Source organism: Rhodococcus sp. LMD (assembly GCF_056108245.1).
Genome location: NZ_CM148557.1, coordinates 474,925 through 490,623 on the forward strand (window position 1 = coordinate 474,925; position 15,699 = coordinate 490,623).

Annotated in this window: 15 protein-coding genes; 13 read left to right on the plus strand and 2 right to left on the minus strand. The window is 71.0% G+C overall.

The window, feature by feature from the left end; translation table 11 throughout:
* Positions 1-3: 3 nt before the first annotated feature.
* Positions 4-672, plus strand: a complete 669-nt coding sequence (locus ACWPQI_RS02165) for a GntR family transcriptional regulator (protein WP_017681520.1) — start codon at positions 4-6, stop codon at positions 670-672.
* Positions 673-767: 95 nt separating this feature from the next.
* On the opposite strand, the gene ACWPQI_RS02170 is transcribed toward ACWPQI_RS02165, so the two are convergent.
* Positions 768-1,244, minus strand: a complete 477-nt coding sequence (locus ACWPQI_RS02170; protein WP_064065586.1) for a DUF4334 domain-containing protein — start codon at positions 1,242-1,244, stop codon at positions 768-770.
* 95 nt (positions 1,245-1,339) lie between these two features.
* Complete coding sequence (locus tag ACWPQI_RS02175) at positions 1,340-2,617, minus strand: TetR/AcrR family transcriptional regulator (protein WP_048773635.1); 1,278 nt, start codon at positions 2,615-2,617, stop codon at positions 1,340-1,342.
* A 249-nt stretch (positions 2,618-2,866) separates the two neighbouring features.
* Between ACWPQI_RS02175 and ACWPQI_RS02180 the strand changes: the two genes are divergently transcribed.
* From ACWPQI_RS02180 to ACWPQI_RS02235, 12 genes are all read left to right on the plus strand, one after another.
* Positions 2,867-3,850 (plus strand): NAD(P)H-dependent flavin oxidoreductase, encoded by a 984-nt coding sequence (locus ACWPQI_RS02180; RefSeq protein ID WP_010594938.1) that lies wholly within the window; start codon positions 2,867-2,869, stop codon positions 3,848-3,850.
* The gene (locus ACWPQI_RS02185; RefSeq protein WP_010594939.1) at positions 3,847-4,626 is read left to right on the plus strand and encodes an enoyl-CoA hydratase; all 780 of its coding nucleotides are present in this window, start codon (positions 3,847-3,849) and stop codon (positions 4,624-4,626) included. The genes ACWPQI_RS02180 and ACWPQI_RS02185 overlap by 4 nt, the downstream gene beginning before the upstream one ends.
* 274 nt (positions 4,627-4,900) lie before the next feature.
* Entirely contained in the window at positions 4,901-6,484 is a 1,584-nt protein-coding gene (gene fadD5 / locus ACWPQI_RS02190; protein WP_010594940.1) for a fatty-acid--CoA ligase FadD5, read from the plus strand.
* Positions 6,485-6,542: 58 nt separating this feature from the next.
* On the plus strand, positions 6,543-7,352 hold the full coding sequence (locus ACWPQI_RS02195) for an MlaE family ABC transporter permease (protein WP_029540076.1): 810 nt from the start codon (positions 6,543-6,545) through the stop codon (positions 7,350-7,352).
* Positions 7,352-8,212 carry an MlaE family ABC transporter permease gene (locus ACWPQI_RS02200; protein WP_474738623.1) on the plus strand — a complete coding sequence of 287 codons (861 nt, stop codon included), beginning with the start codon at positions 7,352-7,354 and terminating at the stop codon, positions 8,210-8,212. Before ACWPQI_RS02195 ends, ACWPQI_RS02200 begins: the two co-directional genes overlap by 1 nt.
* Positions 8,209-9,513, plus strand: coding sequence for an MCE family protein (locus ACWPQI_RS02205; protein WP_228287150.1), 1,305 nt, complete (start codon positions 8,209-8,211; stop codon positions 9,511-9,513). Before ACWPQI_RS02200 ends, ACWPQI_RS02205 begins: the two co-directional genes overlap by 4 nt.
* Positions 9,510-10,532 carry an MCE family protein gene (locus tag ACWPQI_RS02210; protein WP_395705083.1) on the plus strand — a complete coding sequence of 341 codons (1,023 nt, stop codon included), beginning with the start codon at positions 9,510-9,512 and terminating at the stop codon, positions 10,530-10,532. Before ACWPQI_RS02205 ends, ACWPQI_RS02210 begins: the two co-directional genes overlap by 4 nt.
* A complete protein-coding gene (locus tag ACWPQI_RS02215) occupies positions 10,529-11,566 on the plus strand; it encodes an MCE family protein (protein ID WP_200903469.1) in 1,038 nt (345 codons plus the stop codon). The genes ACWPQI_RS02210 and ACWPQI_RS02215 overlap by 4 nt, the downstream gene beginning before the upstream one ends.
* Positions 11,557-12,693, plus strand: coding sequence for an MCE family protein (locus tag ACWPQI_RS02220; RefSeq protein WP_010594946.1), 1,137 nt, complete (start codon positions 11,557-11,559; stop codon positions 12,691-12,693). Before ACWPQI_RS02215 ends, ACWPQI_RS02220 begins: the two co-directional genes overlap by 10 nt.
* The gene (locus ACWPQI_RS02225; protein WP_010594947.1) at positions 12,690-13,739 is read left to right on the plus strand and encodes an MCE family protein; all 1,050 of its coding nucleotides are present in this window, start codon (positions 12,690-12,692) and stop codon (positions 13,737-13,739) included. The genes ACWPQI_RS02220 and ACWPQI_RS02225 overlap by 4 nt, the downstream gene beginning before the upstream one ends.
* The gene (locus tag ACWPQI_RS02230; protein ID WP_474738624.1) at positions 13,736-14,947 is read left to right on the plus strand and encodes an MlaD family protein; all 1,212 of its coding nucleotides are present in this window, start codon (positions 13,736-13,738) and stop codon (positions 14,945-14,947) included. The genes ACWPQI_RS02225 and ACWPQI_RS02230 overlap by 4 nt, the downstream gene beginning before the upstream one ends.
* A complete protein-coding gene (locus ACWPQI_RS02235) occupies positions 14,947-15,498 on the plus strand; it encodes a hypothetical protein (RefSeq protein ID WP_010594949.1) in 552 nt (183 codons plus the stop codon). Before ACWPQI_RS02230 ends, ACWPQI_RS02235 begins: the two co-directional genes overlap by 1 nt.
* Positions 15,499-15,699: the final 201 nt, after the last annotated feature.

Sequence of the window (15,699 nt, forward strand, 5' to 3'; positions counted from 1 at the left end):
ACGATGGCGGCACCGGCCCGTTCCCTGCGGCGACGGCCTCAGCTTTCGGAGGAGGTCGCGATCCACCTGCGGGGCCTCATCATCTCCGGCGCGCTGCGCTCCGGCGACTTCGTGCGGCTCGACGAGACCGCAGCCGAACTCGGGGTCAGCGTCACCCCGGTCCGGGAAGCGCTGCTGACCCTGCGGGGGGAAGGTCTCGTGGAGTCGGTGCCCAACCGCGGTTACGTCGTCTCGCCGCTCGGGCGGGGTGACGTCGCCGACATCTTCTGGCTGCAGAAACAGATCGCGGTGGAACTGGCGGTGCGCGTGCTGCGGGTCGCGGACGCTGCGGACCTCGATCGGCTCACCGCGCTGAACGATGCGCTACGGTGCGCGGTCTCGTCGTCGGACGCCGACCGGATCGCCGCTGCGGAGTTCGAATTCCATCGCGAGGTCAACCGGATCGCGGACAGCCCGAAGCTCGCCTGGTTCCTCTACAGCGCGGCCCGCTACACCCCGTACCGGCTCTACACCGCGGACCCGGAGTGGGGCCGGTCGGCCGTCGACTCGCACGCCCGCTTGATCGACGCGTTCCGCAGGGGGGACCGCGACGAGGTGATCGCGCAGACCGCGGGGCAGTTCGACGATGCGGTCCGCCGGCTGCTCGAGCACCTGGACCGGCGCCCCGAGTGACCGAATGTGACATCCGGTCGATCGCATCGACCGGATGTCACATTCGGTCCTGTGGAGCGTGGGGGTGTCCGGCGGAAGGCTTGCGGTGCAGGGGATTACAGCGCGATGTCGCGTTCGAGACCGAACCAGTAGTGCTCGCCCGCGTCGAACACGAGCCCGCCCTTGCCGTTCATGACGCCGACGAGCGTGTCGTCGTCGGCCTTCTTGAAGTGGTCGAACACCGGCATACCGTCGTAGACCATGGTGGCGGTGACCTCGCCGCGGAACCGGACCTCCCACAGTGACGCCTCGCCGCGCCCGGTTTCGACGTCGGAGTAGAGCTCACCGCTCGCGTCCCGGCACATCAGCGGCTGCACGTCGTGGGCGGCGGCGAACTGCTTGCCGTACCACCGGGCCTTGCCCAGCACCGTGTGGGTGCGGTGGCCGGTGTCGAAACTGAATCCGCGCCAGCGGTATCCGACGAGATCGTCGATGCGGGCGGGCTCGAGGCGCGCCCACAGGTCGTCGAGTTCGCGCGGCGAGATCGTGTCGGTGCGGCGGCGCAGTGCGGCCAGCTCGTCGGCCACGGTCATGGTCACTCCTGACGGTCGAAGGTGAGTACTGCCTCGACGGCATCGCTGCGGGTCCGCGCCGTACTCCCGCACCACCGCGGCGAGTGCCGTGCGCGTCACGCGTCCGCCGCCGGGTCGCCGAGAAGGGTCGCCAGCATGAGCTGTTGCACGCGGGTCTCGTTGGCGGGGGTGGCGTCGAAGTGCAACAGACGTCCGACGTCGAGCACGAGGTTGAGCGCGGCGTGCACCAGGAATCGGCACTCGACGGCGGACAGGGCCGGACGTACCTCGCCGAGCAGGCGGGCCCACTCCTCGACGTTGAGCCGCTGGATGTTGCGCAGGTCGGTGCGGTGTGCATCGGGCAGGTTTCCGATCTCGGTGAAGTACACGACCATCAGCTCGCTGCGGGCGAACGACAACTGGACGTACACGCGGGTCAGGGAGCACAGTGCCTCGGCCGGGGTTGTGGAGTCGGCCAGCGTGCCGTTCACGGCGACGGCGAGCCGGTCCGCGGCCCGGTGGAAGGCCGCGGCGAGCAGGTCGGCCTTGCTCGCGAAGTGCCGGTAGACGCCGGAGGCGTTGATGCCGGCCGCCGCGCCGATCTCCTCGATGCTCACGTCGTGGTACCCGCGGGCATAGAAGAGCAGGATCGCTTCGTGCAGCAGCACCTCGCGCTTGTTGGCGACGGCGAGGCCCGGGACACGGGCCGGCTCGTCGTGTGACCGGTCGGTCGTCGCCGGACGGACACGCGCGACCGACCGGCAGGCCTCGAGCAGCAGCCGCTCGATCCGGCGGTTGGCCAGCGGGGCGCGGTGTGCGGTGATGCTGCCGACGACGCTGAGCATGGCCGCGCTGAGGATGACGTTGTCCGGTTCCGGGAGCCCGGGTCGCAGGGCCGCCAGCGCGGCCCCGATCCGGCGGTTGACCCCCCAGATCTCTCGCCGGACCGCGTCGCGGTCCGGCGCGGTGAGATAGCGGCTCTCCCATCGGTAGAGCCCGGCGGTGCGGCGGCATTCGACGGTGGTGCGGATCGCGGCGAGCAGCAGGCCGTCGAGGCGTTCGCCGGGGTCGGCGCTCGAGGGGCTCGCGGCGTCCGCTTCGGCGACCGCCGTCCCGAGCGTCGTGCCCAGGCTCAGGGCGGCGTCGCGGAACAACGCGTACTTGTTGGGAAAGTGCCGATAGAGGGCGGGGCCGGAAATGCCGACCGCGGCAGCGATCTCGTCGATCCCGACACCGTGGTACCCGCGTTCGCTGAACGCCTCGGCGGCGACCGCCGCGATCTGTGCCTTGCGGTTCTTCGGCCGTCGTCGCGGAGCCGGTGCTCCCTCGGTCGCCGTGCGGGCGGTCGACCGTGTCCGCGTCGCCCGCGAACCGGCCCGGGTCTGCTCCGCCACCGTACCTCCATTCATGCCGGGCGTGATGCCGGCAGCCTATCGCACACGTTAGCGGCCAACACCATATCCGCGTCGGCGAATCGGAGGGCCACGCCCCACGGAAAGGCCAGCGGAGAACCCTTGACAAACGCGGTTGCGCACCGCGAAAGTTAACGAGCATTCCCGATGTCACCACGGTGTCCGGCCGCTGCGCCGGACGTGTCCGTCCGATGCGCGTCGCGGCGCAGGTCCAGGATCCGAGGAGGTCCAGTGAGAACCCGATTCACCGAGGCATTCGGGGTCGAGCACCCCATCGTCCAGGGTGGGATGATGTGGGTCGGCCGCGCCGAACTCGTCGCCGCCGTGGCCGAATCCGGCGCTCTGGGCTTCCTGACCGCGCTCACCCAGCCGACGCCCGAGGACCTCGTGAAGGAGATCGCCCGGACCCGCGAGCTCACCGACAAGCCCTTCGGTGTCAATCTCACGATCCTGCCGTCGATCAACCCGCCGCCGTACGCCGAGTACCGGCAGGCCATCGTCGAGTCGGGTATCAAGATCGTCGAGACCGCCGGGTCCAACCCCGTCGACCACCTGCCCCACCTGAAGGACGCCGGCGTCAAGGTCGTCCACAAGTGCACGAGCGTGCGGCACGCGCTCAAGGCCGAACGCGTCGGAGTGGACGCCGTCAGCATCGACGGATTCGAGTGCGCCGGTCATCCCGGCGAGGACGACGTGCCCGGACTCGTCCTGATTCCCGTCGCCAGCCGGCAGCTGCAGATCCCGGTGATCGCCTCGGGTGGCATCGCGGACGCCCGCGGCCTCGTCGCCGCGCTAGCCCTCGGGGCGGACGGGGTCAACATGGGGACCCGGTTCATGTGCACCGTCGAGTCGCCCGTCGCGCATGCGGTCAAGGAACAGATCGTCGCCAACACCGAACGCGACACCCGGCTCATCTTCCGCACCCTGCACAACACCGCCCGCGTGGCGGCGAATTCGGTCAGCGCGGAGGTCGTCGAGATCGAATCGCGCGGAGCGGAGTTCAGCGACATCGCGCACCTCGTCGCCGGCGCCCGGGGCAGGAAGGTGTTCGAGGACGGCGATCTCGAGGCGGGCATCTGGACGGCCGGACAGAGCCAGGGCCTGATCGACGACATCCCGACCGTGGCCGAACTCGTCGAGCGCATGGTGTCCGAGGCGGAGTCGATCATCGAGGACCGGCTCCGCGGATTCGTGGCACAGGGGGTCGGGGCGTGAGCACACCGACCGGGGAGGGGCTGCGCTCGGAACTCGCCGACGGCATCCTGCGGCTGACCATCGACCGGCCGAAGCGGATGAACGCCGTGGACCTGCCGACCATGCGGGCGCTCGGCGCCGCGCTGGACGAGGCCGGCCCCGATCCCCGGGTCCGCACCGTCGTCCTCACCGGTGCGGGAACGGCGTTCTGCACCGGCGCCGATCTCGCTGCGGCAGCGACGAACCCGGCCGATCCGACCGAGGTCATGGACGTCGCGAACGCGGTGATCCGATCCATCGCGACGGTTCCGGTGCCGGTGATCGCCGCCGTCAACGGCCCCGCCGCGGGCGTGGGCGTGTCGATGGCTGTTGCGGCGGACCTCACCTATGCCGCCGAGAGCGCCTATTTCCTGCTGTCGTTCGTGAACATGGGGCTGATGCCCGACGGCGGAGCGAGCCTGCTCGTCCCGGCGGCGGTCGGGCGTGCGCGGGCCGCGGAGATGGCGCTGCTCGGCGAGCGGGTGTCGGCCGCGGATGCCGACCGGTTCGGCCTCGTCGCGCGCACCCTGCCCGACGCGCAGTTCGCCGCGCATGTCGCGGACGTGGCGGCTCGGACGGCGACGAAACCACGGCGCGCTTTCGAACTGACCAAGCGGGCACTTCATGCCACCACGCTCGGCCTGCTCGACGACGCGCTGGCCCGGGAGAAGAGCGGCCAGACCGAGCTGCTCGCCTCGGCGGACTTCGCCGAGGCGGCCATGGCCATGCTCGAGAAGCGAGCCCCGCGTTTCCCCTGACGACAGGCCGTGCACTTACCGGCGCGGGAACCCCGGTCGCCGCCCGGCTGCGTCCCGGTCGGACTGCCCTGTTAAGACGTTGGGCGACAATATCATTCGATGCGAGACGCGCTCCGTGCTGCGGGCGCCCGCGCCCTCCTCAACCGGTTGTCTCCCTGAGAATCACCATTAACAAAATGCTGGCCGAACAGGGGCGCTGCCTGTAATGTGCCTCACATCGAGAACCCGGATCGCGTCCCGTCGGCACCTCCGCCACGCCCCGAGAGGAATCCTCATGGCCACCGCCTCCACCCTCGCCGAGACCCAGCGCCTGCGTCGCAACAACTGGAACAACCACCTCGAGCGGCACGCCCTGATGATCCCGAACCGCACCGCGCTGCGGTTCCAGGGCCGGTCGATCACGTGGGCGGAGCTGCACGACCGGGTCGAGCGGCTCGCCGGTGCCCTCGCGCGGCGCGGCGTCGGCTTCGGTGACCGGGTCGTCGTGCTCATGCTCAACCGCCCCGAATACCTCGAAACCGTGCTGGCCGCGAACGCTCTCGGCGCGATCGCCGTGCCGGTCAACTTCCGTCTCACCGCGCCCGAGGTGGCGTACCTGTCGAACGACAGCGGGGCCTCGGCGATCGTGGTCGAGGCACCCCTCGCTCCGCTGGCCGCCGCGGTCCGCGCGGAGAGCGACGGGCTCGGCCTGTCCGTCACCGTCGGCGGGGCCCCGGACGGCGACAGCCTCGCCTACGAGGACCTGGTCGCCGAGACCGGCGAGCCGCACCCGGCGGTCGACGTTCCGGACGACACCCCGGCCTTGATCATGTACACCTCCGGGACCACGGGACGGCCCAAGGGCGCGGTGCTCTCTCACAGCAACATGTCCGCGCAGGCCCTCACGTGCATCCGTGCGTTCCACCTGTTCGACGAGTCCGGCGTCGGGTTCTGCGCCTCGCCGATGTTCCACATCGCGGCTCTCGGTGCGATGGCACCCAACCTGATGCTGGGCGTCGCCACCGTGATCCATCCGGTGGGGGCGTTCGACCCGAACGAGCTGCTCGACGTCCTCGAGGCCGAGCAGGTCACCAACCTGTTCCTGGTGCCGGTGCAGTGGCAGGCGGTGTGCGCGGCACAGCAGGCGAACCCGCGGAAGCTGGCCCTGCGCAACATCTCCTGGGGCGCTGCGCCGTCGTCCGACACGATCCTGCGCGCGATGGCCGAGACGTTCCCCGACGCGTCGAACGTCGCGGTGTTCGGCCAGACCGAGATGTCACCCATCACCTGCGTGCTCGACGGCGAGGACGCGCTGCGCAAGCTCGGCTCCGTCGGCCGGGTCATCCCCACCGTCCAGGCGCGGGTCGTCGACGACGAGATGAACGACGTGGCCCCCGGTGAGGTCGGCGAGATCGTCTACCGCGGACCCACCATGATGAGCGAGTACTGGAACAACCCGGCCGCGACGGCAGATGCGTTCCACGGCGGCTGGTTCCACTCCGGCGACCTCGTGCGCGTCGACGACGAGGGCTTCGTCTACGTCGTCGACCGCAAGAAGGACATGATCATCTCCGGCGGCGAGAACATCTACTGCGCCGAGGTCGAGAACGTGCTGTTCTCGCATCCGAAGATCCTCGAGGCCGCCGTGATCGGACGTCCGGATCCGAAGTGGGGCGAGGTGCCGGTCGCGGTGATCGCGTTGCGGCCCGGCCACGACGATCTTCCCCTGGACGAGCTGCAGCCGTTCTTCGACGAGCGGCTCGCCCGCTACAAGCATCCGAAGGACGTCGTGATCGTCGAGGCCCTGCCGCGCAACGCCAGCGGCAAGGTCGTCAAGCACCAGCTGCGCGGCGGCCTGTCGGCGGTCGTCCAGGGCTGAGACGCCGAGGAGCCGTCGGGGGACGGGAGGCCGCGATGACGCGTACGGGGGTATGGGAGTGACGTTCGAGCTGCCCGAGGCGAGGGGGCCGGTGCACGACCTGGCGATCCAGGTCGGTGCGTTGGTCGGGTTCTCCGTGGAGACCCTCGCCACCACCGTGCGCGTCGTCGCCGGCCGTCGACTCTCGCTCCGCGAGACGATCACACAGGCGCTGTTCGTCGCGAAGGTGTGCAGCGGCCCGGCGCTGCTGTTGATGCTGCCCGTCGGCGTGCTCATCGCGGTCTCCGTCGGCTCCCTCGCCGGCCGGCTCGGCGCCGGCGGGTACTCCGGCGCGATCGTCGCGTTCGTCGTGGTGGGTCAGGCCGCGGCGCTGGTGTGCGCACTCATGCTCGCCGGCGTCGGCGGCTCCGCGATCTGCGCCGACCTGGGTTCCCGCACCATCCGCGAGGAGATCGAGGCGATGGAGGTGATGGGGCTGAACGTGGTCGAGCGGCTCGTCGTGCCGCGGCTGCTCGCCTCGATCCTCGTGTCGGTGATGCTCTGCGCGCTCGTCACGCTCGTGGGTGTCGGCGGCTGCTATCTGTACGAGATCTACGTCGACGACGCCCCGGGCGGTGGCTTCCTGCGCACGCTGACCGAGTACGGCCGGCTGTCGGATTTCGTGATGGCGATGGTGAAGTCGGCGTTCTTCGGGATCACCTCCGCCCTCATCGCCGCGTTCAAGGGCCTGCACGCCAAGGGCGGCCCGAGCGGCGTGGCCGACGCCGTCAACGAGGCCGTCGTGCTCGCCTTCGTGATGGTGTTCGTCGTCAATACCGTGCTGTCCCAGATGTACACCGTGATGGTGCCGGCCGTGGGGACCTACTGATGCTGTCCCATTCCACCGTCACCCGGGTCCGCGGCGTCCACCGGTCGGTGACCGGCGTCGTCGACGGGTTCGCCACCGTCGGCCGCCACGTGCTGTTCGGGATACACACGGTCGCAGGCATTCCCACAGCGCTGCGCCGGTACCACAAGCACGTGACGTACCACGTGGGGGAGGTCGGCTTCGGCTATGCCTCGCTGCTCGCCGGGGGCGGCACCATCGGCATCGTCTTCGCGATGTCCGCGGTCGCCGCGATGATGGTCGGCGTCGAGACCCAGCGCGGCCTCGAGCTGATCGGCATGACGTCGCTGTCGGGAATGCTGTCCGCGATCGCCAACACCCGTGAACTCGCCCCGGTCGTCGCGTCCGTCGCGCTGGCGGCGAAGGTCGGCACCGGCTTCACCGCCCAGCTCGGCGCCATGCGGATCTCCGACGAGATCGACGCGCTGGACGCGATGGCCGTGCGGTCGGTGCCCTTCCTCGCCAGCACACGGCTGATCGCGTCCGCCGTCTGCGTGGTCCCGATCTACATGGTCGGCCTGCTGTCGGCGTACGTCGCCACCCGGCTCGTCGTCGTCACCTTCCAGGGCAAGTCCGCGGGCACCTACGACTACTACTTCCACCTCGCGCTCGGCCCGTCCGACCTGTGGTACTCGCTGACCAAGGCCGTGGTGTTCGCGATGATCGTGGCACTCGTGCACTGCTCCTACGGATACCACGCCACCGGCGGACCGGAGGGGGTCGGTCGCGCGGCCGGGCGCGCGTTGCGCACCAGCATCCTGGCCATCGGTGTCACCGACGTGGTCCTGACGTTCGCGTTGTGGGGGCTCGTGCCGACCGTGCCGGGGATGGGGCTGTCGTGACGACCCAGCAGGCGACGGCGCCGGGTCCTGCCGTCACGGCGCCGCCCCCACCGCGGCGCGAGAGCCGTCGCCGGCGCCGAGACGGAACCGGCAGGGCGGGAGCGGCTCTCGTCGGGGTCGTCGCCGTCGTGGTCGTCGCCGTCGCGGGGGCCCTGCTCGTCGCCTCGGGGTCGGGGGGACTCTCGCGCGAGCCGGAAGTCACCGCGGTGGTCCCGGCGGGCGCGGGAGTGATCCACGGTGCCGCCGGGGTGCAGTACCGGGGCGTGCACGTCGGCCGGCTCGTGCACCTCGAGGCGGGCCTCGCCAGTTCACGGATCACGATGCGACTCGACGCCCGCGCGCTCCGAAACATTCCCGCCTCGGTGCAGCTCCGCATCGTGCCGCGCACCCTGTTCGGCGACGTCTTCCTCGAACTCGTCCCGGCCGCGGACCCTGCAACCGGGCCCCGCCTGCGGGCCGGCACACAGATCCCGGTGGACACCTCCGCCGAGGCGGTGCAGCTGGCGAACCTGTACTACACCACCACCGATCTCCTGCGGGAACTGCGGCCGGACCTGCTCGCCGTCACCCTCGACGCGATGAGCCAGGCCCTGGCGGGACGGGGCGAATCCCTCGGCCGCACCCTCGACCGCAGCGTCGCGCTCACCGAGCAGCTCGGCCCGCTGATCGACGAGGGACTGGCCTCCGCACCGCAACTCGCCGCGGTGACCGAGTCGATGGCCGCGGCCACCGACGACATGGTCGCGACCCTGCAGAACGCGGCGGAGCTCTCGGAGATCGCCCTCGAACGCCGCGACGGTGTGGCACGCCTGCTGCGCGGCGGAGCCGCCCTGGCCGCCGACGGTTCCACCCTGATCGCGCAGAACACCGAGCGGATGATCGCCGTCGTCCGCGACGGTGCGCCGGTGCTCGAGACGTTCGCGGCCGACACCGTCGGGCTCGACGACACCCTGCGGCATCTCACGACCTTCGGCGACGCCGGCGCACGGGTCTTCGCGACCGGGCGGTTCGACATCACCGCCGTCGCGGACTTCTCGGATCCGATGCCGTACACCGCCGCCGACTGCCCCCGGTATCCCGGCATGGACGGCGCGAACTGCGACGATCCCGTCCGGACGAGCCCGATCGACCGGCAGCCCGTCCTCTCGGCCGCCGCGGAGCGGGAGCCGCTGGGATACCTGGAGCAGATCGCAGGTGGTGCCGACCCGTCCGATCCCGCGGCCACGGGGACGAATCCGTCCACCGCCGCGTCGATCCTGCTCGCGCCGCTCGTCCGTGGCACGGAGGTGGAAGTCTCGTGAACTCGCTGCTCGGACCGGGAGTGCGCCTCACGGCGTTCTGCGCCGTGGGAGTACTGGCGGCGGTCGTCGTCGGCAACACCCTCGACAGGACGATCGCCGGGTCCACCCGCGCATACTCCGCGGAGTTCACGGACGTCGAGGGGCTCGGCCCCGGCAGCGACGTCACGCTCGCCGGTGTGCGGGTGGGGCGCGTGTCCGACGTGACACTCGCGCCGCAGGACGACGGAACATCAAGAGCAGTAGTCGATTTCGAGGTGGAATCGGAGTTCGAGCTCACCACGGACGTCACTGCCGACGTGCACTACGGCGACATGATCGGCGTCCGGTACGTCGCGCTGACGCTGCCCGAGGACGGAACCGGCACCGTACTGCCCGACGGTGGCACGATCCCGGTCGGGCAGACGTCGCCGCCGGTCGACCTGACCGCGCTCGTCAACGGGTTCGAGCCGCTGTTCGAGGCGATCGATCCCGCCCAGGTGAACACGCTCGCCACCGCCGTCGTCGAGGCGTTCCAGGGGGAGGGCAGCACACTGGATTCGCTGCTGCTGCACATCGCGTCGGTGAGCAGCGACCTCGTCGAGCACGAGCAGATCTTCGACAGCCTCGCCGTCAACCTCGAGACGCTCGTCGCCGTCGCGGACCGGCGCAGTACGGACGTCGGTCGCCTGATCTCGGGACTGGCCGTCGTCAGCGACGCCCTGGCCGGGGACGGCGATCAGCTCGCTGTGCTCGTCGAGCGCGGCTCCACCTCCGTCCGTGCCGCCGCCGCACTCGTCGCCGGCGCGACGGCCCCGCTCGCGAGCACGGTGACCGACCTGCGGGCGATGACCGACGCGTGGATCCCCCGGACCGGACAGTTCGATCAGGTGATGAGCGGCCTTCCGGAGCTGGCCGGCAACATCAACCGCATCGGCGACTACGGCGGCTGGCTGAACCTCTACATGTGCAACTTCACCGTGAAGAGCCACGACGCCGAGGTCAACCTCTTCGGCCCGGCCTACTCGGAGGTGTGCCGATGAGCGCCGTGCGACGGATCCGCGACGCCGCACTCGCGATGCTCGCGGGCCGGCACGATCGGACCGCCGACCCGCTCGTGGTGGGGGCCGTCGGCATCGTCCTCGTCGCGGCGGTGATGGCCGTCGCCCTCGCCGCACCGCGGGTCACCTACCTCCTCCGCACCGACGAGTACACGGCGGAACTGGCGAACGCGGCGGGGCTGCAACCCGACGACCCGGTCTACGTGGCCGGGGTGCCCGCCGGGCGGGTCGAGGACCTGCGGCTGGGAACGGACCGGGTCGTCGTGACGTTCCGGGTGGACGGCGGCCAACCGCTCGGCGATCGCACTGCGGCCGAGGTGAAGCTGAAGACGATCCTCGGCAAGCTCTACCTGTCGGTGACTCCGGCCGGGGCCGGGGAACTCCCCGAGGGCCGGATCCCGCTGGCACGCACCTCCGTTCCGTACAGCCTCGACCAGATCGCGGCGGACGCCGGGCAGGTGGCCCGCGATCTCGACGTGCCCGGACTCGAAGCGATGATGCGGACGCTCGCCGACACCGTCCCGTCCGACTCGGCCCAGCTCGCCGACGCCCTCGCCGGCGCCACCGCCGCAGCAGAGATGCTGTCGCGCAACGACGCCCGCATACACTCACTGCTCGAGGCGTCGCGCTCGCTCTCCGCGATCGTCGCCGGGCAGAGCGAGGACGTCGCGGCGCTGGTGCAGAACGCGACCACCGTCGTGTCGGTGCTCGCCGCCCGCAGGGACGCGCTCGGGCAGCTCGTGGCGGACCTGCGCCTGCTGACCGAGCGCACCGCCGCCTTCCTCGAGGACAACTCCGCGGAGATCGACGCATTGCTGGTCAACCTGCGTTCGGTGACCGACACGCTGAACCGCAACGCCGAGAACATCGATGTGCTGATGACCCGTCTGCCGCCGGCGCTGCGTGCCGCCGCCGACGCGTCGGGCAACGGCAACTGGGTCGACGTGCACGCCCCCGCCGGCCCCATCCCCGACAACCTGCTGTGCGCGCTCGGCGTGATGGAGGGATGCCGGTGACCACCACCCGGACGGCAGTGACCACCCGGACAACCTGGGCGCTCCGCGGGCTCGCGATCGGCGTCGTCGCGGTGGTGTGCGCGGCGGCGGCCTGGTACGTCTTCGTCGGCACCGATCGTGCCCGGACCGTGACCGCCGAATTCGCGTCCGTGAGCGGTGTCTATCCCGGCAGCAAGGTCGCCGTCCTGGGGCTGCCCGTCGGCACGGTCGAATCGGTCGAGCCGGCCGGCACCGTCGTGACCGTGACGATGCGGATCCCCGACGACATCGTCCTGCCCGCCGACGTCTCGGCCTTCGTGATGAGTCCGTCGATCATCAGCGACCGGTTCGTCGAACTGAGCCCGGCCTATGCGGGCGGGGCCCGGTTCGAGGACGGTGACGTCATCCCGCCCGAACGCAGCCACGCACCGATCAACTGGGACGAACTGCTCGAGAGCGTCGACACCATCGCGGCGGCGCTCGGGCCGGACGCCGGCGCGCTGGGGGCGACCCTCGACCTGGCCGCCGGTGCCACCGCGGGGCTCGGACCCGAGATCAACCGGGCGCTGCGTGCGGTGGGTGCCGCGAGTTCCGTCGTCGGCGCCCGATCCGAGGACATCGGGGCGCTCGTCGACGACCTCGGGATCGCGGTCGAGGCCGTGAACGCCCGTCAGGGCTCGCTGTCCGAACTGGCCACCGGGTTGTCCGACCTGGGCGCCGAGCTGCAACGGCAGAACCTCGACGTCGCCGGGCCGATCGGCCGGCTGACGACGATCCTGGACCGGCTCGACACCCTGCTCGGTGCCCGCGGGCAGGACATCGACGCCGTCGTCGCCGACGCGCAGGTGCTCACCGGGCTGTTCGCCGAGCACCGTGCCGATCTCGCGGAGCTGCTGGACGTGCTGCCGCTGACGATGCAGAACATCGACAACACCATCGGTGAGAACACCACCGCCCGCATCCGGCTGAACATCTCCACCCGGATCGGTCAGTTCCCGCGGGCGAGGGAGCTGTGCGAGCGGGAACAGCTGCCGTTGTGCACCGGAGCGGGATTCACCAACCCGATCACCGTCCCGATCGACCTGTCCGATCCCTTCCGGGATCTCGTGCCCCAGTCGCTGGACCGGGCCCTGGGAGGCGGCCGATGAACCGGCGCACGGCCGGGCTCGCCGCCGTCCTGGCCGCGGCGGCGGTCGCGGCCACGGGGTGCGGCGTGGGCCTGCAGCAGCTGCCGATCGGGCGCAGCGGCGAGGGCGAAACCTACCAGGTGACAGCGGTGTTCGACGGGGCGGACCGCGTCGATCCCGGCACCGAGGTGCGCGTCGGGCAGGCCGTGGTGGGCCGCGTGCGGTCGATCTCCACGGACGGCCGCCGTGCCTTCCTCGAACTGAGCATGAGCGAGTGGGCCGAACTGCCCGCGAACGTCGCCGCGTCGGTGCGGCTGCCGTCCGCGCTCGGCAGCCCGTTCGTCCAGATCGACCTGCCCGGGCAGCCGTCACCGGAGCCGCTCGCCGACGGGGACGTCATCGAGCGGACGGAGCGGGGCCCCGAGCTCGAGGCCACGTTCGCGATGCTGGGACAGATCGTCAGCGGCAGCGGCCTCGACGAACTCCGCACGATCACCACCGAGCTCACGACCGCGTTCGGCGGTCGCGGCGACAAGATCCGCACCCTACTCGAACGGATGGACCGGACGATGGCGCTCGCGGCCGGCAACGGCGATCACCTCGCCCGGACGCTGCGCGCCGCCGACGACGTCACGGCCCGGCTGGCGCAGCAACAGCAGCTGATCGACGACGGCATCGCGAGCAGCGCGGAGATCGTCGACCTGCTCGCGGCGCAGGAAGCGGACCTACGGTCCCTGGTGTCGAGCACGTCCACGATGCTGACGTCGCTGGACGCGATCATGGCCGACTCCGGCCGGATGGGCGGATCCGTCGACGACATCGCCGAGATCCTCGCCGGAATCCGGGACTTCAACCGGACGGTCGGCTCTGCGCTGACCAACATGGATGCCTTCGTCGACGGGTTCAACCGGTCCGTGCACGGCGACTATCTGCTGTTCGACGGCGCGTTCGACGTGCCGGGAGCGATCGACATGCTGCTCACGGGCGGCGTCCCGATGCCCGCCGCCTCGCCGCCGGTCACCGTCCCGTCGGGGCTGCCGGACCTGCTCCAGGGAGGACTCCGATGAAACGGCCGGTGCTGGTGCAGGTTTCGCTGTTCGTCGTGCTCGGTCTGCTGGCCACCGCGTTCGGTGTCCGCTACGTCCTCGGCCCGCAGAGCTTCGGCGGTGGCCTCGAGGTGCGAGCGCACCTGGTCGACGCGCGCGGTATCGGTCCCGGGACGACGGTGACCTACCGTGGGGTCGCGGTGGGGGAGATCGACTCGGTGACGATCGACGACGGCGGTCGCGGGTCGACGGCGGTGCTCACGCTGGATCCGGACACCCGGATCCCCGTGGGCAGCACGGGCCGCGTCGCGACGGCCACCGCGATCGGCATCATCACCCTCGACATCGAACCGCAGACCGCCGAGGGTCCCTATCTCACCGACGGCGACACCCTCGAGGTGCCGGCGGACGCGCAGGGACTGCGGCTCGACCAGATACTCGTCCGGATGAGCGCACTCGTCGAGAGCATCGATCCCGGATCGGTCGCGACGCTCGGCGAGACCTGGGGCACCGCACTCGCGGGTACGGGGCCCGACCTGCAGGCCCTGCTCGAGAACGCCGATGCACTCTCGACGATGGCGTCGGAACGGGCGCCGACCCTCGCGGCACTGCTGGAGCAGGGGGTCGACCTGGTGAACACGCTCGCCGAGAACTCCGGCACCTTCCCGGGCGCGATGCGGGCCGTGCGGGACGTCTCCGACCAACTCGCCGGTAGCCGGGACGCGCTCGTGTACCTGCTGGACCGGTCGCCGGAGACCCTCGCGAAGACGGAGCGGTTGTTCGCCGACACCCGTGACGACTACGGGCTGCTGCTGACGAACCTGGTGACCGTGGGCGACGTGCTCGCCCCGCGCACCCCGGCCCTGGCAGCCGGCCTCGACTCGATCCCCGCGGCGCTCGGCGACCTGACCTCGGTGGTCGAAGGCGACCGTGGCGACTTCTCGCTCGTCGCCACGCAGGGGCCGGTCTGCTACTACGACACGCAGCGCCGCACTGTCGGCGACGAGAGCCCCCGCACCCCGAACCTGTCCCTGTACTGCCCGCCGGGCGAGGATCTCGCCCAGCGCGGCGCCCGCGTCGCGCCACGACCCGACGACCTCGGCCTGCAACACCAGACCACCCCCGCAATGGTGACCGGACCGGACATGGCGGAGGATCCGCTGCTCGTCCCCACCGGCGTCGAGGTACTGCAGTACTGGCAGAAGCTGTTGGAAGGACTGGGAAACTGATGCCGACCACCGAATCCACCACCGAATCCGCCGTCGACGACACCGCCACGCCCGCGCTGCCGGAGCCGGCGCCCCCGGGCTCCCGGCCGCGGCGACGGCTGCTGCTCGTCCTGATCGTGCTGCTCACCGCGGCCGCCGGCTTCTGCGGCTTCCGGTGGTGGCAGGCCGAGCAGGCCGAGGACCTACGGGCCGGTGCGCTCGAACGGGCGCGGGAGTACGCGATCGCGCTCGGCACCTACGACTACCGGCACTTCGACGATGCGCTCGCCGCGGTCACCGACGTCTCCACCCCCGAGTTCGCGGACAAGTACCGCGCGGTGGCGGGAGACCTGCGCGGGCTCGTGGAGAACGGGCAGGGCGTCTCCGTCGCGACCGTGTCGCACGCCGCGGTCGAGACACTCGACGCGGATCGCGCGACGGTGCTCGTGTTCCTCGACCAGGACGTGAAGAACGTCGCGGTGCCGGACGGGCGGGTCGACGCGACACGGTTCCTGATCACCCTCGACCGGGTGGACGACCGGTGGCTGCTGCAGGGAGCGGACGCGAAGTGACGATCTGCGAGGTGGCGACGTGGCGGACCTGACCGGGTCCGGCGACGGAGCATCGGGCCGGAGGCTCACGCAGGCCGCGCTCAACGCGGACGCCACGATCGCCCGGGTGGAAGCGGGTGCCTACTGGGATGTTGCCGATCCTGCCCGGACCGTGGCACCGGGCCCGCGTCGTGCTTCGCGGGCCGGGCCGTCCGGGGATGA